This is a genomic window from Aquabacterium sp. (genome assembly GCF_016234775.1).
Lineage (GTDB): Bacteria > Pseudomonadota > Gammaproteobacteria > Burkholderiales > Burkholderiaceae_C > Aquabacterium.
In genome coordinates, this window is record NZ_JACRAH010000008.1 from 1 (window position 1) to 21,414 (window position 21,414).

The window sequence follows — 21,414 nt, forward strand, 5'->3', positions numbered from 1 at the left end:
TATTGCTGGCATCAACATTCCGCCGCACAAGCATACCGAAATCGGTCTGACTTCGATCTACGGCATTGGTCGCACAACCGCGCAGAAAATCTGCACGGCTGCAGGCATTCCCTTCGACAAGAAGATCAAGGAATTGACTGATAGCGACCTGGAAAAAATTCGAGAAGAAGTGGGTAGGCTCACCATTGAAGGTGACCTGCGTCGCGAGCTCTCGATGAACATCAAGCGACTGATGGATCTGGGCTGCTACCGCGGCTTCCGTCACCGTCGCGGCCTGCCTATGCGCGGCCAACGCACTCGCACGAATGCACGTACTCGCAAGGGTCCGCGCAAGGCGATCGCTGGTAAGAAGTGATCTGGGCTAATTGCTGAGTTCAAGAGAAAGACATCATGGCTAAAGCACCTGCGAACAGCGCTGCCCGTCGTGTGAGCAAGAAGGTCCGCAAGAATATTGCGGACGGCATCGCCCACGTGCACGCCTCGTTCAACAACACCATCATCACCATCACCGACCGTCAGGGCAATGCTTTGTCTTGGGCGTCGTCGGGTGGTCAAGGTTTCAAGGGCTCCCGCAAGTCCACCCCCTTCGCAGCCCAGGTGGCCGCTGAAGTGGCTGGCCGCGCTGCTCAAGAACAAGGCATCAAGAACCTGGACGTCGAGATCAAGGGCCCCGGTCCTGGTCGTGAATCGTCGGTGCGCGCTCTGGCTTCGCTGGGCATCCGCATCAACTCGATCTCCGACGTGACGCCCGTTCCTCACAACGGTTGCCGTCCTCAGAAGCGTCGCCGCATCTGATGCTGTCAATATGACTGGTCGGGCCTCAAGCCTGATCAGATCAATACCTCGCACGCTCTGGCAGCAGCGCGTGCGAGGTTCGCGCGTTGTGCAATCTTGACAAAGTCGCAAGACAGTCATGTACAAGTGCGCGCGCAACTTGCTATAATCGCAAGTTCTCTGTGGTAGAGGGCGGATTTGGTGTGACTTTTTGCCGCGTCTTTGACGCTTTGGCAGAGTGGGGCACCTGTCGGCCGGCTACCTGATTTGAAGCCCACCGTCTGCGCGATTGTGATTCGCCAGACTCGCGTTGGTCAACCGTATTTGAGGCGGCACCGGCGTCAGACATTACAAGGACACGAAAAGTGGCACGTTACCTCGGACCCAAGGCCAAACTGGCCCGCCGCGAAGGCACCGACCTGTTCCTGAAGAGCGCACGCCGCCCTATCAGCGACAAGGCTAAATTCGACACCAAGCCCGGTCAACACGGCCGTACTTCCGGTTCGCGTACCTCCGACTTCGGCCTGCAACTGCGTGAAAAGCAGAAGGTCAAGCGCATGTATGGCGTGCTGGAAAAGCAATTCCGCCGCTACTTCGCTGAAGCCGAGCGCCGCAAGGGCAACACCGGTTCGAACCTGCTGGTTCTGCTGGAATCCCGCCTGGACAACGTCGTGTACCGCATGGGCTTTGCCTCCACCCGCGCCGAAGCTCGCCAGTTGGTGGGTCACAAGGGTGTGGTTGTGAACGGTCAAGTCGTGAACATCCCTTCGTTCCTGGTCAAGACCGGCGACGTGGTCGCTGTGCGTGAAAAGGCCAAGAAGCAAGTTCGCGTGCAAGAAGCTTTCAAGCTGGCCGATTCCATCGGTCTGCCAGGCTGGGTTTCTGTTGATGGCACCAAGCTGGAAGGTGTCTTCAAGAAGAGCCCGGACCGTGATGAGTTCGGCTCCGACATCAACGAATCGCTGATCGTCGAACTGTATTCTCGTTAATGCACGCAGTGGCTGCGCTTCACGGCTTGTTGGTCGTGTCGCGTGGCCTTGTGCATTTGTATTTCAGGGCCGGAGCAACCGCTCCGGTTGGTCCAGCAGCCTTATCGGTGTAACGAGCCGAGGGTATTGACAGGAAGACCTCATGCAAACGAATTTGCTGAAACCAAAAGCCATCCAGGTGGAACCGCTCGGCGGTCACCGCGCCAAGGTCACGCTCGAACCGTTCGAGCGCGGCTATGGCCACACCCTCGGCAACGCGCTGCGTCGCGTGCTGTTGTCGTCGATGGTCGGTTTCGCTCCTACTGAAGTCACCATCGCTGGCGTGCTCCACGAGTACTCCGCCATTGACGGCGTGCAGGAAGACGTGGTTCACATCATGTTGAACCTCAAGGGCGTGGTGTTCCGTCTGCACAACCGTGACGAAGTCACGCTGGTGCTGCGCAAGGATGGCGAAGGTCCCGTGACCGCCGCAGACATCCAGACACCTCACGACGTTGAAATCGTCAACCCTGGCCACGTGATCGCCCATCTGTCCCAAGGCGGCAAGCTGGACATGCAGATCAAGGTCGAAAAGGGTCGTGGTTATGTGCCGGGCAACATCCGTCGCTATGGCGAAGAGTCGAGCAAGGCCATCGGCCGCATCGTGCTGGACGCTTCGTTCTCGCCGGTTCGCCGCGTGAGCTACACGGTCGAAAGCGCCCGTGTGGAACAGCGTACCGACCTGGACAAGCTGGTCATGGAAATCGAAACCAACGGCGCCATTTCGCCTGAGGAAGCGATCCGTGCTTCGGCCAAGATCCTGGTGGAACAACTGGCTGTGTTCGCTCAGCTGGAAGGCTCCGAGATCGCCGCGTTCGACGCGCCTGCCAAGTCGGCTCAGAACTTCGATCCGATCCTGCTGCGTCCTGTGGACGAGCTGGAACTGACCGTGCGTTCCGCCAACTGCCTGAAGGCCGAAAACATTTACTACATCGGCGACCTGATCCAGCGCACCGAGACCGAGCTGCTCAAGACCCCCAACCTGGGTCGCAAGTCGCTCAACGAAATCAAGGAAGTTCTGGCTTCCCGCGGTCTGGCTCTGGGTTCGCGCCTGGAAGCCTGGCCTCCTCAAGGCCTGGACAAGCGTTGATCTAGCCCACCCCCTACCGCCTTCGGCGGCCCTCTCAAGGGGGCGCAGTCAGCAGACCAGCAAAGCTGGATCTGCGACTGCCGCTGAATCGGGGGGGTGGACTTTGACAGAGTTTTGTATTTTTGAAGGTGGATGACCCGTCAGGGCATCCGGTGCACCCGGCGGTACCTTGAAACGGCCGTCGGTTTTATAAAGAAAGGACTAGCACCATGCGTCACGGACACGGACTCCGTAAACTGAATCGCACTTCGTCGCACCGTCTGGCGATGCTGCGCAACATGGCTAACTCGCTCATCGAGCACGAAGCCATCAAGACCACCGTACCCAAGGCAAAGGAACTGCGTCGCGTTGTCGAGCCGCTGATCACCCTGGCCAAGGAACCCACGCTGGCCAACAAGCGTCTGGCTTTCGACCGTCTTCGTAACCGCGACAACGTGGTCAAGCTGTTCAACGTGCTGGGCCCTCGCTTCGCCAAGCGTCCTGGCGGCTACACCCGTATCCTGAAGATGGGCTTCCGCGTTGGTGACAATGCACCGATGGCCTACATGGAACTGGTTGAGCGTACTGAAGAAGTTGCAGCCGCTGAATAAGCTGGCGCGGCCTCTCCAGGCTTGACAAGACCCGCAACGCGCAAGCGCTGCGGGTTTTTTATTTGTTTTGAGCGACCTGTAGCCAAATCTTCAAAGTCGTGCCATAATAGCTTTCTCTGTCGCGGGGTGGAGCAGTCTGGTAGCTCGTTGGGCTCATAACCCAAAGGTCGTTGGTTCAAATCCGGCCCCCGCAACCAAGTTCTTTCAAAAGAGCCTGTCGAGTAGATAGGCTTTTTTGTTCTCTGGCTGGTCCTTCAGAAAGGCCACAAACAAGCCGGAATACCGCATCAGTCGCGGGGTGGAGCAGTCTGGTAGCTCGTTGGGCTCATAACCCAAAGGTCGTTGGTTCAAATCCGGCCCCCGCAACCAATCAAAAAAAGGCCCTCTTCACGAGGGCCTTTTTGTTTTTCAGGTCAGGAAGTCGGCGCCCGGGGTATGCCGGTCAATTGGCTTTGTTCTCGGTGTACACACCCACCGTGGCCGGCATGCGGCTGACGATGAACTGATGCATCCAACGGCCGAGGATGCTGTCTTTGGCGAAGCTGTGCTCGGTGTAACTGCGAGCGTGGACGCCCAGTTCGGCGCGTTGGGCTGGCGCGTCCGCAAGCGTTTGAACAGCTTCGGCCAGTGCATTGGCACAACCCGGGCGGGCGATCAGGCCACAATGGGTCAGAACCTGTGCCAACTCGGTGTGGGGATGACAGGTAGCCACAACGGGGCGGCCGCTGGACAGCATGCCGCTGAGCTTGGATGGCAAAACAAGATCTTCGGCTTCCGCGCTCTGCGTGAGCAGGTGAATGTCGGCCATGCCGAGGAGCTCGCTGAGCTGTTCCTTGGGTTGCAGGGGCAGCAGATGCACGTTGGGCAGGTCCGCACAAGCGGCTTCAATGGCCGGGCGCATGACCCCATCCCCGCAGATCACGAACTGGATGTCCTGGCGGTGCGCCAGCAGGCGCGCTGCGGCGGGGATGGCCAGGAGATCCTGTTTGCTGCCCCATGTGCCAGAGAACATGGCCACGGTCTGCTCGGGCAGGATGCCCAGGCTGGCGCGGTAGCTGCTGGGCGCGCTCAAGGGGTTGACGCCAGCGGTATCGACCCAGTTCGGAAGCAGTTCTATGGCTTGCGGGTTCACACCCTTGTTGCGCAGCTTCTCGGCCATCTTGCTTGAGATCGTGGAGACCTTGTCGAAGCGTCGAAGCAGGTGACGTTCACACCATAAGGTGAAGCGTTTGAGGTGGCGCCCTTTGAGCAGGCTCATCTGGAAGGCCACATCCACTTCAAAGTCCTGAACATGCAGCCAGGCCGTGGCGCCACACAGTCTGGCTGTCAGCCATCCCATGGGGGCACAGGCCAGCGCAGGCGCGACCGTCAGTACGACATCAGGGCTCCACAGCAGTTGGCGCAGCATGACCGGCGCAGAACTGACGGCAAAGCTGAGAGTATGCAACACGCGTTTGAGCCCATTGGGCTTTGCTGGCACCCACAAGGGCGCGCGCCAGACATCGACTTGCTGGATGCGCTCTCGGCGGTACAAGGGCCATCCATAGCCCTGGGCGATCTTCCAGTTCGGATAGTAGGGCGGCGCAGCGACAACGCGCACATCGTGGCCTTGTGTGACCAACCATTCGGCCATTTCGCCGGAGTACTTGCCGATACCGGTTGGCTCGGGTGCGTAGTTTGCGCTGTAGATCAGGATTTTCATCTTTGGCCTCTTGGCTTCGGATGATTCAAAAAGCGTGTAACGCCACCAAGTCGCGGGGGGTAGTCCGAACGGCGAGGACGTCGATCTGTTGCTTTTGCCCGATGAATGCGCCCCTGGTGCTTCGCCGTGAGCCGAAAGGATCATGGCTGGACATGGTCGCGTTAAGCCTCGGGCGCATGATCCGTCCCCGGCCTTGTCGGCCATCACAGGAGCCCGTTTGTGATCCTCCAGGGAACAGATTCCCGTGCAGGCCCATCCTTTTCACTGCGCAACCGCGTGGCGCGAGCCATCTGGGGCGTTGTCTGGGCCTTGTTGTTTCGACCGTCTCTGCGCCCCATGCATGTGTGGCGTGTCGGTCTGCTGAGGCTGTTCGGTGCACGCATCGGGCGCCAGGTTCACATTCATGCTTCGTGCAGAGTCTGGGCGCCGTGGCAGCTTGAGATTGCAGACCGTGTGGGCGTGGGTGAGCGCGTCATCTTCTACAACATGGGTGCCATGCGCATCGGGCGTGAGGCCGTGATCTCACAAGGGGCTCACCTGTGTGGCGGCACACACGATTACGATGATCCACGCTTTCAGTTGATGGCCAAGGACATCTGCATTGGCGAGCAGGCCTGGATTTGCACGGAGGCCTTTGTGGGGCCAGGTGTGAGCGTACCGGCCGGTTGCGTGTTGGGTGCGCGGGCCGTGATGACCAGGACGCCGGCCGACGGTGCGTGGATGGTCTATGCCGGCAATCCTGCCCGGGCGATCAAGCGGCGGAGGTTGCGTGCTTGACGATGCCATCAAAGTATCTGTGCTGATACTGACGAAGAACGAGCAGGCGGATCTGCCAGGTTGCCTGCGCAGTGTGACGTGGTGTGATGACGTGCATGTCTATGATTCGGGCAGCACGGACAACACGGTTGACATCGCGCGCAGCATGGGTGCGCATGTGACGCAGCGAAGCTATCCGAACAGCCAAGCGCCATTCGGGGGGGACGAAGCCAGCCACCGCAACTGGGGCTTGTGTCATATTCCCTTCAAGCATGAATGGGTGCTTGCGCTTGATGCAGACGAGCGTGCGACAGACAGCCTGGTCAAGGCCTTGAGGCACATGTCTGTTGCGCCGGGCGCGTTTGTGGGCTATCGCATCTTGCGCAAGGACTACTTTCTGGGCACCTGGATCAGACACGTCACAGTGACGCCATATCAGGTACGAATCTTCAAGCCAGCGCATGTCTCATACGAGCGCGTGATCAATCCGATCACACACATCGATGGTGATATCGGGGAGTTGGATGCTCATTTTGATCACTACCCCTTCAGCAAAGGCATGAGCCACTGGTTCAGCAAGCACAATGGCTACAGCACCGAGGAGGCGCGCCATATCGTCGGTGGCCACGATGCACAGATGCGGTTCAGCCTGCTCAAAGCCGTGTTCGCGCGGGACATCCAGGTGCGGCGACTTCACCAGAAGGGCCTTTATTACCGCATGCCACTGCGGCCGCTGGTGATGTTCATGGGGCTCTACATTGGCAAGCGCGGTTTCCTCGATGGTCGCGCGGGTCTGGTTTATGCCATCTTGCGCGCCATCTACGAGTACATGATCGTGCTCAAGGCCGAGGAGTTGCGCCAGCAGGGTCAGCGACAGGCCAACACCCTTTCATAGATCCTGGCATAGGCATCGATGGCCTGCTGCTGTGTGAATTGCCCCGCCCACTGGAGCAGGCGCACCTGGTGATCTTGCGGATGCGCTGCATGTGCTTGCATCAAGGCTTCCAGTCGATCGGCCCCATCTGAGGACCACTCGGCCATGTTGGTGTCGGTTCGCAGAACAGGCAGATATTGGGTCAAGGGCCCCCCAATCTCGTTCATGGGCGCTTCATCGGTGGTGATCACCGGGCAGCCGCAGGCCTGCGCCTCGATGATGGGCCAGCCGAAGCCTTCCGCCAGGCTGGGAAACAGCAAGGCCCGCGCCAGCGAATAGGCGGCGCGCACGGCTTCGTTATCCAGGCCTTGCTTGAAGATGACGGATCCTTGCGCTGGCACGGCTGCCAGCGCAGCCAGGACATCAGGAGCAGTCGGCTGAGGACTCACCATCAACAATGGCAAGGGGTGCGCATGCCTGCTGGCGTACTGTGCGTAGAGTTGAATCACGCCGGCGGTGTTCTTGTACCACTGGCCACCGCCAATGTGCAGGATATGCCCTTGCTCGCCGAGCGGAGCGCCTGCACCTTGCAAGGTGGCAAGGGCTTCGTCACGTCGCATGGGCCTGTATGGGTAGTTCAGTCCGTTGTAGACCACCTCGGATGTGAGGGCATAGACACCGCCGTAGGTATCGAGGTCGCGGCGGGTTCGATGCGAGACGCTGATAAAGTGCCTCGCCCGCTGAAAGCCATGACGGATATAGCGTTGGTAGAGTCGACCGGTAAAGGATGTGGGATTTTCAGGGATGAGGCCCAACGCCGAGCGCAAGGCCAGCAGATCATGGGCATGCACCACATGCGGCAGGTGTGCGACAAGTGGCACCCACGGCCCCAGGGCCTGATCGCAGAACACGTAGAGACTCTGAGGTGGGCAGGACTTCAGTCTGCGCTTGACCTCCAGTGGAAACAGCAGGTACTGATCGACATAGCCGGCCCACTTGGCCAGGCGCGTATGCGCGAAGAGCCGGTGAAACCTGTCTTGCGGCGCCCAGTACGTCACCTGATGCCCTCTGTCTTGCATGGCCTCGCCAACCATCCTGGCAAAGCGCGGCATGCTTTGCGACCGCATGAATGGTGGATGACAGAAGAAGACCAGATTCATGTGGGCGGGTTCAGGCGATGGAGGGCTGTCAGTGTGCTCGCTGGATGTGACGCGATGACGACGTGACGAATCGGTAAGCGCCTGTAATAGCTTGCTGCTTTGCGGATTTTCTACCTATCGGATGCGCGGCCAAACCGTGATCATCCTGATCGAATTCAAGCCTGTTGGCATGGGAGATCAAGGCATGCGCGAGTACATGATCCGAATGGCTCATGGTCTGTGTCTGGTGATGGTTGGGCTGTTGCTGTCTGCCTGTGGTGGGGGGTGCCCATCCTGCAGCGCTTCGCCTACCCATGCTGACGGTTCTGCAACCAGCCAGGCATTCATCCAGGCAGCGGCGACTTCAGGACAGGGCGAACTATCGCGGCAGGAGGCCACACGCTTTCTGACGCAGGCCAGTTTTGGCCCCACGCCGGAGGAGGTGTCCCATCTCATGTCGGTCGGCATTCCGGCGTGGCTGGATGAGCAGTTCGACATGCCACTGAGCACCATGTCGCATGTGCAGGCCTGGGATCTCAGCGATCACGCCATCAAGCAGGCTCGTCCTGGACAAAGGGCCAGCAGTGGCGAGGTGGTCGGCAGCTTCATGCGCCAGGCACTGACCAGCAAGGACCAGTTACGCCAAAGGGTGGCCTTTGCCCTGTCCGAGATATTTGTCGTGTCCATCAAGGACAGTTGCGGCGACAACGCCTACAGCCGAGGTGTGGCCGGATACCTGGACATGTTGGGGCGGCATGCCTTCGGCTCATTTCGTGATCTGTTGGCATCCGTGAGCCTCAATCCGGTCATGGGCTGCTATCTGTCGCACATGAAGAATCGCGGCGAGAACGCCAGTTCCGGGCGCGTGCCTGATGAGAACTACGCGCGCGAGATCATGCAGCTCTTCTCGATCGGTTTGTACCAGCTCAACAAGGATGGCTCCTTGAAGACCGATGCGGCGGGGCAACCCATCGAGACTTATGGCCCCGCCGACATCACAGGCCTGGCCAAGGTCTTCACCGGGTGGAGTTGGTGGTGCCCTCAAGGTTTGACCCCGACCTGCTTTTCCTCCGACCCGTCGCTGCCCCAGCAGTATGTGACGGACATGCGTGGCTATGCGCTCTACCATTCCAGATCGGAGAAGCGGTTCCTGGGGACCGTCATTGGCGCCAGCCTGTTTTCTTCGCCGCAATCAGATCTTGATGTGGCACTGGATGTGTTGTCAGCTCACCCGAATGTGGGGCCCTTCATTGGCAAACAGTTGATTCAGCGGCTGATCACCAGCAACCCGAGCCCCGCGTATGTTCAGAGAGTGGCACAAGCCTTTGATCGCAGTGGCGGCAGTCTCAGGGCCATGGTCCGGGCCGTTTACCTGGATCCGGAGGCACGCAACCTGTCCGCGTTAAGCAGCAACAGCTTTGGCAAGGTGAGGGAGCCGATCTTGAGGTTCACGGCTTTGGCGCGGGCCATTGGCGTGAGGTCGGACAGCGGCATGTTTCTGGTCACCAGCCTGGAAGATCCGGGCACGTCGCTCGGCCAATCGCCCATGGCCTCTTCTTCCGTTTTCAACTTCTTCAGGCCGGCCTATGTGATGCCTGGCTCACGCATGGCAAGGGCCGGTTTGCTGACGCCCGAGTTGCAGATCAGTACCGAGACCAGCGCGGCGGGCTACATCAACTTCCTGACGTCCTTCATGTGGGGTGGCTTGGGCTCATCAGGCTATGGAGGCGCCGGGCCGCGGCAGGACATTCAGCTCCTGGCGAATGCCGATCCGCAGCATCCTCTGTCCAGGCTGACCGATCGGCCTGCCGAATTGGTGGAGGAGCTGAACCAGCTGCTGATGTACGGCACGATGCCGCAGGAGCTGGCCCAGGAGCTGAGGGAGGCGGTGACGTCCGTCGAGTTCCGTGTGAGCAGCCCACCGACAACGGAGCAGATCGCACGCACACGACAGCATCGCTTGTGGACGGCGCTGCTGCTGACCGCCGCATCACCTGAGTACCAAGTTCAGAGGTAGATCGATGAACCATGTTGATTTTCAAGCTGACCGCCGTCTGTTCATGAGGCAGTCGGCGGCATGGGCCGCAACGGGGTGCGCTGCCCCGCTTGCCATGTCGCTCGCGGCCAGTAGTGCGGTGGCGGCCACCACAGCCACTGACTACAAGGCGCTGGTCTGCATATTCCTCCATGGTGGCAATGACGCCTTCAACACCGTTCTGGCCACTGACGAGCCCTCCTGGGCCGCCTATACCAGCACGCGCAACCAGCAACCGGAGTCCATCGCTTTGCGCAAAGGCGTGGCGCCCGATCGCGCCCAGTTGCCTGGGTCGCCAGCCTGGCTGGGTGGGGTTCTGCCGATTGCGCCGGTGACGGCGCAGGAGGGACGCAGCTTTGCGCTGCACCCGATGCTGGGTGATGCGGCTGCGCTTTTTGCCAACAAGCGGCTGGCCATCGTGGCGAATGTGGGCCCGCTGTGTGGGCCTCTTGCCAAATCCGACTATGTCAAAGGCCAGAAGGACAGGCCACGCAAGCTGTTCTCGCACAACGACCAGCAAAGCACGTGGATGGCCATGGCGCCGGAGGGGGCCACTGTTGGATGGGGTGGACGTCTGGCAGATGCGATTGCCAGTGGCAATGGCAGCAGCATGTTCACGGCGATATCTTTGTCCGGCCATGCGGTCTGGCTCTCGGGTGATTCGGTCAGGCAGTACCAATTGGCCCAGACGGGGCCGATCCGAGTTGGGGGTGCAGGGGCGAAGACGGGGCAGTTGCGGGTCTACGATTCGGATGTGGTTGGTGCTGCTTTGGAGCGCGTGGTCAGCCGTACCCGCAATGGCCACCTGCTTTCCGCCGATCTTGCTGATGTGACCAGGCGCAGCATCACCTACGAGCGCTTGCTGAGCGTGGCGCTGCCGGGGGCGGAGGCCTTCGGCGCACCGTCGATGTTGAACTATCGAAATCTGGCAGGTGGGGCGCAGTTCAACCCTCTGGCCCAGCAATTACAGACTGTGGCCAGAACGATTGCGGCACAACAAGTTCTCGGCTTGAAGCGCCAGGTGTTCTTCGTGTCACTGGGTGGCTTTGACACCCACAATACGCAGAACAAAAGCCACGCAGATCTGCTGGCCAGATTGAATCATGCACTCAGCTATTTCGATCAGGCTTTGGGGCAGATGGGCATGCACAACCAGGTGACCACCTTCACGGCATCGGATTTCGGGCGTTCATTTACCAGCAACGGTGATGGAACAGACCATGGCTGGGGCGCACACCATATCGTCATGGGCGGTGCCGTCAAGGGGGGGGACATCATTGGCGATTTTCCCGTTCTGGGACGAAAGAACATGGCCAACAATGACTTCGACTCAAGCCCGGATCAATTGACCAATGGTGTGTTGTTGCCGCGCCTGTCTGTCGATCAGTATGGTGCCTCGCTGGGGCGCTGGTTTGGCGTGGGGGACAACGATCTGACGGGCATTTTCCCGAACCTGGTCAACTTCGGGTCAGGGCGCTTTCTGCCTTTGATGAAAGCTTGAGTCGGGCAAATCGGGGGCCCATCCAGACTGCGAGCACCGCTGACAGCAGGAAGTAGATGAGGTACTCGGGCAGTCGCCACACATTGATCGCCACGGAGTTAATGCCCAGGTGCGGGGCCAGGCTGTAGATGAACTCGTGAACCAGGTACAACTCCAGGCTGTATTGTCCGAACACCCTTAAGCAGGTTCTCAAGGCGCCTTCCGTGCGCATCGTTGTCAGCCATTGTGCTGCGAACAGGCAAACGGGATAAGCCATCAGCGCGGTGGGATACCACCAAAGGCCATATCGCCAGGCCACAGGATTGGGCACCACCAATGCCACTGTGGCCCAGAGCGCGAGCCCCCCGAGCAACAGCGCACCGTTCAGCTTCCAGCTTTGCCAGAGCATGGCCGCGCGGCCTTCTATCAAATGTTGGCCGATCAAGATGCCGAGCAGGAACACCGGGAGTCGCACGGTGAGGATCAGCAGGTGATCCAGTTCACTGTCCGGCAGCAACAGGTCGAGCATCAACACGCCGGCAAGGCAGAGCAGCAAGACTTGCTTCAAGCTGCTGCACGTGCGAGCCTTCTGAACGATCACGAACAGGCCATAGCAAAGCAGGATCGCCGGCACGAACCAGCGGTCAAGTTGTCCAAGTAGCAGAAAGTCCAGGCCGATGAACCGCGTCATGTCCTGGAGGGCCAGTGAAGTCAGCATGCTGTCGCGAATCAGCGAGAACAGCACCAGTGTCCAGAACACAGGCGCGATGCGCACCAGGCGCTTTTGCAGGAATCGCGCTGTGTTGGGGTCAGCGTGCCAGCTGAAGCTGATGCCCAGGCCTGACAGCAGAAAGAAGATGTCCACGCCTGTCAGCCCCAGCATCTTGACCGCGGTGACTGGGGCGAGGAACAGCGGGAGCTTGAAGCCCATGTGATACAGCATGATCCACATGATGGCCAGCCCCATCAATTCGCTGCGCAGTTCGCTGATTGCTTTCACGGGTATCTCGGGGAGCTTGGTGATGTGGTCAGGCAACCAGCTTGCGCAGGCCGATGAGTTGCAACAGCTTGCCGGTTATCAGCGACGCCGCGATGACAAGCGCTACAAAGACCAGTGCCAGTGGCGCCGCATGCGACCATGGGTGACTCGTTGAGTTCAAGGCCGGGAGATGGGACCGCAGCAACCAGATGAACAAGGGGTTCAGGCAGAAGATGGCGAGCGAGTAGCGACCAATGTACTGAAGCCAGCGCGGTGGCGTGAGCTGATCGCAGACCAGGCGTGCTGCGCCCAAAAAGAGTGTCGAGGCGATCAGGACCTGGGGTCTCAGGTAAGGACTCTCATGGCCTTCTTGCGGGCCAGCCCAGATCAGGATCAGGGGGGCGAGCAGCCCGACGATCAGCGCGGTATGGGCGGGTATTCGCGCCGCGATCAACTTGAATACATCGCGGTGCCTGGCGCTGTAGACCCCGAGCGCGACATATGGGAGCCAGTACGGGAAGGGGCGATCTGCCAGTTGGGATAGAAACGGAAACTCGCGGTATCCCATGGGGGCCCAGGCGTAGACCACCAGCCCCAGTACCCAGATCGCCCCGAGTTCATGCGCGGTCACGCCTCTGCGTGCCAGCCAGTACACGATGGGGGTCAGTTGAAAGAGGATGATGAAATAGTATTGGCCAGGCCATCCGTATCCGCTCAGGTGCGTGGTGAACAGCTTGTTCAGGGGGATCTCGAATGGCTGCTTGTTCAGCAGCAGGTAGAGGGCGCTGTACAGGATGAATGGCCAGGCGAGCCGTTGGATTCGCGTCAAGCAGAGTGCGACGAACTCCCCCGTGGTTGTCCAGTTCGGTGCGGCGGTGTAGAACGCGGTCAGGAAGATGAAGGCAGGTACACACCAGCGCAAGCAAGCCGAGACAGCCTGGTAAAGCGCGCTTGGCAGGACGCTGTCCAGGCTATGTATGGCCACGACGCCGATGATGGCCAGACCTCTGATGCTGTCGCCAAAGGGATCCCTGCTCATCCCGGTTGTCAAGTGGGCTCTCCGCGAGCCTCTGCTTGATCGTCAAGGGTGGCATCCAGCCGGCGCCCGAACAACTGCGTACCCCACATGATGATCAGGTACATCACGGTATAGAGCAGCATCTTCTGCGGTATGTCACGCAAGTAAAAGCCGATCTTCCATGCCAGGGACTCACTGCCCAGCGCATAGGAGAACAGGCTCCAGGCCGAGCACATGATCACGGGGGCGATGTTGACGACGCCTTGCTCACGTGTGACAAAGCTGTCCAGGTACATGCTGGAAGGTATCACCAGCAGCAACACCACGACCGGGAACCACTCGATACCGAACAAGCCCAGCAAATGCGCCCATACGGATCCGACCGAGAAACCGCCCAGTGTGTTGTCGAGGCCCTCGTTCAGATAGCGGTAGTAGTCGCCAAAGGAGAAGGCGTAATCGTCCTTTTCAACGCGGATCTCAAGGGCGTCCAGCAGGTTCTGGGGAAGAATGGCCAGGCTCTTGTCGATCGTGGCATCCCACAGCTCCGAGCGATCCCGATCCGTCAGCCTGGTACCAAAGTAGATGGTGTTGTCGTGGAACTTGGTTTCCGAAAAGCGGGCCATGACCGGGTTGGACAAATAGGTTTCGTCGAACACCTTGTAGCGGGCGTCAAGCAGCGCGTCCTGCCTGTACTGGGCCATGCGCGCAGAGTCAGTCAGGGTCGTGACGGTTTCTTTGATCAACTCCCACGGTTTCAATGTGTCGCGCTTGTCGCGCACCAGCACCATGGCGGTGGCCAGTTGCGCAAACATGGCGATGGCGATCATCAGCGAGACGGCGGACACCAGCAACCACTTCACGGTCGATCTGGTGACGGGGCGCTCGTCACGCCAGGCATAGACCAGATACATGAGCAGCGCTTGAACGGGACCAATGACCATCAGTTGACGTGCATTCAATGCCATGCCGATCACGCACAGCAAGGCCACATACCCCGCAATGAGCGGACCTTGAGTCTTCATGGTGCAGTATCGGGCACCGTATTGCCGGTGATAGATCGGAATCAGGAAGGGCATGTAAGCCAGAAAGTTCAAGGCCTGGAAGGCCTTGCCACCGACGTCACCCGTGGCGACGCCACCACCGGTTGCCAACGCATAGGCGCCCACACCTGACATCAGCCAGATCATGTGCACGGACGGGATCGCCACGATCTTCAATGGACGGTGCACCAGCCGAGTGATGCGTTGTGCGCCAGCCTGAGGGGCCGCCAGATGCCGATAGATCCAGTGGCCCAGCACGCTCAGGAAGAGCACGGCGGCCAGCACACGGAATGTCGTCTGAGGCCAACGTAGCAGTTCGATCAGTGGGGCGCCATCCACCGACTGGGCAAGGAGCGCGGCATACACAGTCGTGACGCAAAGGCCCAGCAGGGCCAATGCAGAAACCGGGTACTGTTCCGGTGAATTGCTGCGCCACAGATACTGAAAAACCAGTGATGACGAGATCACCACCCAGCCCACACATTCGAGGTTGACCGGGTCGGCGCTGATCAGCAGCTGGATGACAAACGCGCAGAGTGCGCCGAGCTGCAGCAGCGCAAAGCAGAGGTCTTTCCTGGTCCAACGCAGAGGTGAAACTTGCATCACACATACCTCTTGAAAACGGCCTGAATGGCCTGTGCTGCAGCCTCGCTGGAATAGCGCTGCATGTGCGAACTCGCCCAGTGAAAATTGCGTCGGTATGGCGCCAGCGCATCGATGGCGCTCGCCAGGCCTGCCGCGCTGCCAACCGGGATGACCCGCACACGTTCCAGTTGCCCGAACTCCGCCATGCAACCCACGGCGTCACTCATCACCACACCACACCCTGCTTGCAGAGCCTCGTTGATGACCAACCCCCATGCCTCACCCATGCGGCGAGAGGGCAAGGCCACGATATCGGCTGCCAGGTAATAGTCGGGCAGTTTGCTCTGGTTGATGAAGCCCATGAAACTGCATGTCACGCCGTGGCGTTGCAGGGCATCGGCCGCCAATCGTGCGACTCGTTCTTGCAACTCACCGGCGCCTACCACCATGATGTGCAGGCGCGCGCGAACCGCTTGCGGCAGATGAGGCAGGCATTCGAACAGCAGCTCAGGGTTCTTCTTGTCGATGAGCTTGCCGAAGAAGCCCAGGACGATGTGCTCGTCGCTCAGCCCCATGCTGTCGCGAAGGGCGCGACGCGCAGACCAGCGCTGTTCATCTCGCCAACCAGACAGGGGGTTGGGCACCGAGAACCTGGCATGAGAGATTCGTTGATCGGGTACCCCGTGGCGTGTCAGGTGCGCATGGTTGAGTTGACCAAAGGCAAAGGCATGACGGGCCGGCGCATACAGCAGGCGGTAGGCTGTCTTGCGTACCACTTCCTTGAGTGGAGAGCGTTGGCCTGCATACATGTCGTCCTGTGTTTCCTGACGAATCAATATGGGGATGCGCAAAGCCAGTGCAGACAGATAGGCTGTGTGGTCGAACCAGTACCGGGCCTGGGTGAGCATCACAGCGGCGGGCCGCTCTGTTCGCAGCAGCTTGAAGATCCCCCGGCCGGTGAGGCTGGCAGGCGAGCTGAGTGGTACGCCCCGTTCGTTGTGAAGCACGCGATAGCGGTAGCCACTCAACAACGGTGTGTCCCATGCCACTTCCTTGCCGAATTCGCGGTCGACATGACCCTGGCGTACAGAGACGTCGGTTGCATAGATGACCTCGAATGAATCGGGGTGCAGTGCCTGCATGGCCTGGTAGACCGGCGCCTTGTATTGCACCGGGTGGCTGTCGAAAATCAGTATGCGTTTCATGCTGCCTGCCGGATGAGGCCAAGTCGATCGAGCACCGCACGGCAGATGTCTTCATTGCCGACGCGGTTGTTCAACACACGCCCTTGACCGGCCTGACGGATGCTTTCGCGGACCGGTGGATGCGCCAGCAAGGCTTTGCAGACCTCCACGCATTCATCGGGCGACGACCAGAAGGCCGCTTCCACGCCATCGCGGTACAGCGCCAGATGTTCTTGGGTGCGTTCCGCGCAAAACAGGCCGCCGGCTACCGGTATTTCCATCGTGCGGGTGGTGTGGTGATCCCGGTTGCCTTTGGACAGCATGCCCAGGCAGATGGACGCGCCGCGAATGGCATCGACATAGTCCTGTCCCGAGAGGCTGTAGCCCTTCCAGTAGGGCTCGAGTTCTGACCATATGCTCGATCGTTGCCAGTTGTCGCCCCAGATCGCTGGGCGCAGACCGTTTCGGATCAGGTGCTGCATCAGCAGGTCTCGGCCTTCGCCGTCCATCTGTCGACCGATGAAGACGATGTCGTTGCGGTATGCCTGGGCCACTGGCGCTGAAGGATCCCGGGGGCGATGGGCCACCTCGTCATAGCTGCGCCAGATTTTCAGCACATCTCTGGCTCCCAGGTGACGGAACTCGGGCACGTTGATGTCGCGCACCGCCAGACACAAGTCATACGAGGGAATGGCGCGTCGAAGTGTCTGGAATCGCAGGCGGTCACGTGGTCCGGTCGGATCATCGTGGTTGAACAGCACGATGCGCCTGGTGGACTGGCGGACCACGTCCAGGGCAGCCTTGCTGATCAGCTCGCCGCTGTCGACCCAGCACAAGTCAAAGTGACCCTGCCCATGCAACTGTGCGGAAAGCCAGTTGGCCAGGCGGGCATGGGTAAAGAGGTAGCCGGTGCGGTAGTGCAAGGCACCTTGCAGGCCCTTCATGGCAGCGCGAACCGCATCAAAGGGCTCGATGTGAAGGACTTCGCATCCAATGCGGCGCAAGGCGTCCGCTCGATGACGCGATGTCGAGGCAGGGTCAGTGGCCCCCAGATACAGCACGCGCACCGTGTGGCTCCCTCAGAGTTCTGTAAATGTCGCAGGCGCGGTCGCCGTACTCTCGCCATCCGCCAGCTTGTTTGACGCGTTGGATGGCCTTGTCGCCCATGTTCTTTTGCAGTTCGGGTTGATCTGCCAACTGTTGCAGGCGATCTCCGATGGCCTTGCCGTCGCGCACCGGGACGATGAAACCTTCTTCCCCGTCCGTCAGCAGATCGGGGCCGCCCGTGTGTGCCGATGCGATCACGACACAGGCGCAGGCCATGGCTTGTGACAGCACCATGCCGAATCCTTCCTGCACGCTGGCCAGCACCATCGCGTGGCTGCGGCTCATCAGGTCCTTCAATTGAGCTTGCGGGACATGTCCAAGAACGCGGATGTCCTCGGACCACAGTCCCTGCGCGCGCATGCGTTCAATCAAGGCGTCGGAGGGCGTGCCTGCGAATGTGAGTGACTTGGCGGGATGCCGCAGTCTCTGGTAGCCCTGCAGCAGATAGGGGATGCCTTTGTTGAGGTTCATGCCGCCGACATACAGCACATCCAGCCGTCCCTTGGCTGGTTCTCCGCTACGGGCGAAGGTGCCGAGGTTGACGCCATACGGCAGCAGCTTGATTTTTGAAGCCGCCATGCCTCTGTCGATGAAGGATTGGACGCTGAAGGACGAAGGCACGGTGATGCAGTCGGCCTGTTCGTATTCGGCCTCTTCTCGTTCGATGACGCGGGGATCGATGCCATCGAAGGGCAGGCCCCAACGCCGGGCCTCTTCACGAAGCAGTGCATCCTGGGTGCGAATGTGTGCCGAACCGCGGTCACAAACATAGCGGGCCCCCATCGATTGGGCCTGCACCCCACTTTGCAGGGCAGATCCTGACAGACCGACAAAGACATCACAGGGTGGCAACTGACGCTTGACGAAGGCATCCAGAGACAGCCGGATGGCCCACTCCCATTCCCTGATCAGCTTGGGACCCAGCCGGTGTTTGGCGGGCATGGCCATGTAGGAGGACTGAAGCCAGGGCCAGGTCCGGATCAGGTCGCGCGGCAAGCCTTCATGCTTCAGTTTGAACTGCGGGTAACCTGTGAACACGGCCGCCAGTGCGCGTCGCGCGTGCAACTCTCTGGCCAGGTCGAAAGTGTGGAACTTGCCAGGAACGGACAGCACGACCTTCATACTGGCCTCACCATCATCCTGCGGGCCATGCCGATACACCCCAGCGCGATGGCCATCTCGGCCAGCAAGATGCCCATGCCTACACCCGTGATGCCCCAGATGTGGCCCAGGCCATAGGCCAGTACGGCTGCGCCGCCGGCCGCTGCGAGCACCCACGCGGACAGCGCAATGTGCTGGTTGGTGGCCATGAGCAGGACACGAGGCACGTGCCAGCTTCCGCACACGGCGGCATACGCCAGCAGCAAGGACATGAGCATGGGCTCGAAATCAATTCGCCCATGGGTCCAGACGTCAAGCAGCCAAGGGGCCATCCCATAGAGCACCAGGCTCAAGGTGACGGAGATGGCGATGCCTAGCCAGGTCGACCGCATGTAGAGCGCTCGGACAGCGTGGGCGCCACCTTGCCCGAACAGGTGGGCGAACTCCGCCCACAGAGCGTGGCCGAATGTGCCGGTGACTTGAACCGCGACCCGTGCAATCGTGCGGTAGGTGTTGAACAAGGCCACCACCGTGGTACCAAACAGATGGCCGACCAACAAGGTGGCCCCTTGAAAGCTGATGGCATTGGCCAGGGGAAACAGCATGAAGGACAGGGCGGGCTTCACCATGGCGCGCACCTCGGCAAAACTCGCGTCTGACAGGCCCCATCGCAGCCCTTTGGCCTTTCTTGAGCTGATGTATACGGAAACCAGCACGCCGCCTGTTCGTGCTGCCAGACCGCACAGGGCCACGCTGGCAAACGAGCCCCATATCAGCAGGCCCGCGATCCAGCCAAGCCACTCTGCCAGCCTGACCAGTGTGCCTAACGAGGCGCCGAGTGCATAGCGACCAGTGGCACGGAACATGGCGTCGGCCAGGCCACCGATCAGTGTCAGCAGCACGCTGTAGATCAGCGCCAGCAGGGCTGTGCGCTCGTCGATGTTGGTGAGCCCGGGTAAGGGAAACAGCAGGACGGCCGGCGTGGCCAGCATCGCTGTCACCAGGCAGGTGATGGCCATGAAAACCGATGCGCTGTGAAAGACGGCACTGGCCACATCGACACGGTCACGTGCCATTTCCATGGTCATGCGGTTGCCTGCGGTCGAGACCATCCCGACGTCGGCCATCGAGAGGTAGGCTGGCAAAGCAGACAGCATCAACCAGGTACCGTAGGTCGGCAGATCCCATCGGTACAGAAACAGGGGCAAGGAAGCCAGCTGAATCAGCACATTGACAGCCTGCCCGAAAGCGCCGGCCCCCATGGCGGCCACAATCCTCGCCAGCAAGGGACTCATGGGCGCTCCAAGGCCAGCTTTCCTATCAGCTTGAATCGGTCGCTTGGAGGCATGGCCGCGATCAGGTCCCGAAGAAAGGCGTCCTGGAAGGCAAAGGTGTCGTCACGGCGGCTGACTTCAGAAACCCGAACGAGCAGGCCGTCCACCTTGTAGCCTCTGATGGCCACGCCCAGCCGAGCCAGATTGCGGTCCAGCGAGCCTTTGGTGGTGATGTAGTCGCCGTTGCGCACGAAGTAGGTCAATGGTTCTGCGCGCTGATTGGTGCTGGTCCACAATCGCTTGATGGGCATTTGGCCGCCCGGCATGGCGATATCGTGCAACTGCTCGCTCTCCACCCTGAAGCCCTGAGACGGGTAGCACATCTCCGGCGTGTGCAACTGGGTGTCGGTGGACTGATCCTTGCCGTAGGCCAGAGAGAACATCAGCACGCGTCCTGATTGCCGGTTCACATAGATGCGGCTGACGGTCTCGCTGTAGATCTTGTTGAGCATCTCGGCCTGAACCGGGTTGACAACGGCGGCGCCACGTCCTGGCAGTTCCGTCCAGTCGCCAAACTGGCGAGGAATGATGTGCTCATAGACCGGGTTGCCGATCTCATCGGACCAGAACTGGCGGGGCTTGAGGCCCTCCCCGAAGCCGAATACCAGTGCGAACAAGCCCAGTATGGCGATCAGGATGGCCGGTCGAATCCGGCTTGGCGTGAAGGGCAGGGTAAAGGTGTTCATGCACGGACCTCTTCAACTGGCTTGGTGAAAGAGATCATGCGGAACAGGGAGTCGAGCCCGATCATCAACAACATGGCTGATGCGAACAGCACGATGCCGGCAAAGCCGTGAAGAAAGCCCTGGCCGGCTTCATCTCCAAAGTGGTAGGTGATCAACGTGAGCACGAGCACACGGATCATGTTGGCGGTGAAGGAGATGGGGATGATGAGCAGTGCCAGCCCGATGTTGCGCATCCAGGAACTGTGCTTGACGACGTTGAGGTAGAAGATGCCCATGGCTTCCAGCATGAACAATGTGCGCATGCCTGCGCAGGCATCGGCCACCAACAATTGATAGGGGCCGATGGATAGCACCACGCCCGTTCGTGCGATGGGGTAGTCGAATGCCCAGAGCAGGTCGGCCACCAGCATGGAAATGCGCTCTTTGATGAAGTGGCTGATCGGGTCAAGCAGGAAGCCTGGCAGGGGCACCATGAACAGGCTGAAGAAGACGGGGAACTTGAGGTGTTGGAGCAATGGTGTGCCCCCGACAAGCAGGATCACCGCAGCGCACATCGGGATGTAGGAGCCGACTTCGAAGTAAATGATGCCCAGTGATCGGCCGGCGATGAAGAGCGCAGCGCCAAGTGCCAATACCGGCCATGCAAGCCATTGCCCCTTGGGGGGATGGGCCAGATTGTCGAAGTCCTGCCATCGCTTGTGCATCAACCAGATGGACAAGGTCAGCATGACAGGCCCATGGCTGTGTTCACCTTGATGCCACAAGCCCGCCGAGCCCTCCTGGAACAGGCCGTAGACAGTGGGCGCATACAGTGCGGCCAGTCCCATGAACAAGGCCAGCACATCCATGGGCCAGACGACTTTGCGCGTCGATGTCTGAGACGTTACCGATGAAATCACAGCAGTCATGGCG

Annotated in this window: 20 protein-coding genes and 2 tRNA genes; 11 read left to right on the plus strand and 11 right to left on the minus strand. The window is 60.1% G+C overall.

Translation table 11 applies throughout. The features are described from left to right. Position 1 precedes the first annotated feature (1 nt). From rpsM to HY836_RS03175, 7 genes are all read left to right on the plus strand, one after another. Complete coding sequence (gene rpsM / locus HY836_RS03145) at positions 2–355, plus strand: 30S ribosomal protein S13 (RefSeq protein ID WP_290673495.1); 354 nt, start codon at positions 2–4, stop codon at positions 353–355. A gap of 35 nt (positions 356–390) precedes the next feature. Continuing rightward, entirely contained in the window at positions 391–795 is a 405-nt protein-coding gene (gene rpsK, locus HY836_RS03150) for a 30S ribosomal protein S11 (protein ID WP_035036296.1), read from the plus strand. A 344-nt stretch (positions 796–1,139) separates the two neighbouring features. After that, positions 1,140–1,763 carry a 30S ribosomal protein S4 gene (rpsD, locus tag HY836_RS03155; RefSeq protein ID WP_290673497.1) on the plus strand — a complete coding sequence of 208 codons (624 nt, stop codon included), beginning with the start codon at positions 1,140–1,142 and terminating at the stop codon, positions 1,761–1,763. Between the two features lie 142 nt (positions 1,764–1,905). Continuing rightward, a complete protein-coding gene (rpoA, locus tag HY836_RS03160; RefSeq protein WP_035036291.1) occupies positions 1,906–2,892 on the plus strand; it encodes a DNA-directed RNA polymerase subunit alpha in 987 nt (328 codons plus the stop codon). Between the two features lie 209 nt (positions 2,893–3,101). After that, positions 3,102–3,482 carry a 50S ribosomal protein L17 gene (gene rplQ / locus HY836_RS03165; protein ID WP_290673499.1) on the plus strand — a complete coding sequence of 127 codons (381 nt, stop codon included), beginning with the start codon at positions 3,102–3,104 and terminating at the stop codon, positions 3,480–3,482. A gap of 120 nt (positions 3,483–3,602) precedes the next feature. Then, positions 3,603–3,679: transfer RNA gene (locus HY836_RS03170), tRNA-Met, on the plus strand. Positions 3,680–3,774: 95 nt separating this feature from the next. Further along, positions 3,775–3,851, plus strand: a tRNA-Met gene (locus HY836_RS03175). A gap of 73 nt (positions 3,852–3,924) precedes the next feature. Here HY836_RS03175 and HY836_RS03180 read toward each other — a convergent pair. Further along, on the minus strand, positions 3,925–5,184 hold the full coding sequence (locus HY836_RS03180; RefSeq protein WP_290673501.1) for a glycosyltransferase WbuB: 1,260 nt from the start codon (positions 5,182–5,184) through the stop codon (positions 3,925–3,927). A gap of 276 nt (positions 5,185–5,460) precedes the next feature. On the opposite strand from HY836_RS03180, the gene HY836_RS03185 reads away from it, so the two are divergent. Further along, positions 5,461–5,961: a putative colanic acid biosynthesis acetyltransferase gene (locus HY836_RS03185; protein ID WP_367114611.1), complete on the plus strand. Its 501-nt coding sequence runs from the start codon at positions 5,461–5,463 to the stop codon at positions 5,959–5,961. After that, positions 5,954–6,835 carry a glycosyltransferase family 2 protein gene (locus HY836_RS03190; RefSeq protein WP_290673505.1) on the plus strand — a complete coding sequence of 294 codons (882 nt, stop codon included), beginning with the start codon at positions 5,954–5,956 and terminating at the stop codon, positions 6,833–6,835. Before HY836_RS03185 ends, HY836_RS03190 begins: the two co-directional genes overlap by 8 nt. Here the strand turns inward: HY836_RS03190 and HY836_RS03195 are convergent. Continuing rightward, on the minus strand, positions 6,808–7,941 hold the full coding sequence (locus HY836_RS03195) for a glycosyltransferase (RefSeq protein ID WP_290673507.1): 1,134 nt from the start codon (positions 7,939–7,941) through the stop codon (positions 6,808–6,810). The genes HY836_RS03190 and HY836_RS03195 overlap by 28 nt on opposite strands. Before the next feature lie 154 nt (positions 7,942–8,095). Here HY836_RS03195 and HY836_RS03200 point away from each other — a divergent pair, with 154 nt between their 5' ends. Then, positions 8,096–9,970 (plus strand): DUF1800 domain-containing protein, encoded by a 1,875-nt coding sequence (locus HY836_RS03200; protein WP_290673509.1) that lies wholly within the window; start codon positions 8,096–8,098, stop codon positions 9,968–9,970. Positions 9,971–9,974: 4 nt separating this feature from the next. Then, complete coding sequence (locus HY836_RS03205) at positions 9,975–11,489, plus strand: DUF1501 domain-containing protein (protein WP_290673511.1); 1,515 nt, start codon at positions 9,975–9,977, stop codon at positions 11,487–11,489. Here HY836_RS03205 and HY836_RS03210 read toward each other — a convergent pair. The 9 genes from HY836_RS03210 to xrtB are packed head-to-tail and all read right to left on the minus strand — an operon-like array spanning position 11,446 to position 21,410. Next, positions 11,446–12,468 (minus strand): acyltransferase, encoded by a 1,023-nt coding sequence (locus tag HY836_RS03210; protein ID WP_290673513.1) that lies wholly within the window; start codon positions 12,466–12,468, stop codon positions 11,446–11,448. The genes HY836_RS03205 and HY836_RS03210 overlap by 44 nt on opposite strands. Positions 12,469–12,496: 28 nt before the next feature. Further along, on the minus strand, positions 12,497–13,486 hold the full coding sequence (locus tag HY836_RS03215) for an acyltransferase (RefSeq protein ID WP_290673515.1): 990 nt from the start codon (positions 13,484–13,486) through the stop codon (positions 12,497–12,499). A gap of 8 nt (positions 13,487–13,494) precedes the next feature. Then, complete coding sequence (locus HY836_RS03220; protein WP_290673517.1) at positions 13,495–15,108, minus strand: hypothetical protein; 1,614 nt, start codon at positions 15,106–15,108, stop codon at positions 13,495–13,497. Beyond that, the gene (locus HY836_RS03225; RefSeq protein WP_290673519.1) at positions 15,108–16,295 is read right to left on the minus strand and encodes a glycosyltransferase family 4 protein; all 1,188 of its coding nucleotides are present in this window, start codon (positions 16,293–16,295) and stop codon (positions 15,108–15,110) included. Before HY836_RS03225 ends, HY836_RS03220 begins: the two co-directional genes overlap by 1 nt. Beyond that, positions 16,292–17,341, minus strand: coding sequence for a glycosyltransferase (locus HY836_RS03230; protein WP_290673520.1), 1,050 nt, complete (start codon positions 17,339–17,341; stop codon positions 16,292–16,294). The genes HY836_RS03225 and HY836_RS03230 overlap by 4 nt, the downstream gene beginning before the upstream one ends. Beyond that, entirely contained in the window at positions 17,313–18,503 is a 1,191-nt protein-coding gene (locus HY836_RS03235) for a glycosyltransferase family 4 protein (protein WP_290673522.1), read from the minus strand. The genes HY836_RS03230 and HY836_RS03235 overlap by 29 nt, the downstream gene beginning before the upstream one ends. Then, positions 18,500–19,777, minus strand: coding sequence for a hypothetical protein (locus tag HY836_RS03240; RefSeq protein WP_290673524.1), 1,278 nt, complete (start codon positions 19,775–19,777; stop codon positions 18,500–18,502). The genes HY836_RS03235 and HY836_RS03240 overlap by 4 nt, the downstream gene beginning before the upstream one ends. Next, positions 19,774–20,502 carry an exosortase C-terminal domain/associated protein EpsI gene (locus tag HY836_RS03245; RefSeq protein WP_290673526.1) on the minus strand — a complete coding sequence of 243 codons (729 nt, stop codon included), beginning with the start codon at positions 20,500–20,502 and terminating at the stop codon, positions 19,774–19,776. Before HY836_RS03245 ends, HY836_RS03240 begins: the two co-directional genes overlap by 4 nt. Further along, a complete protein-coding gene (gene xrtB / locus HY836_RS03250; protein ID WP_290673528.1) occupies positions 20,499–21,410 on the minus strand; it encodes an exosortase B in 912 nt (303 codons plus the stop codon). The genes HY836_RS03245 and xrtB overlap by 4 nt, the downstream gene beginning before the upstream one ends. Positions 21,411–21,414 lie beyond the last annotated feature (4 nt).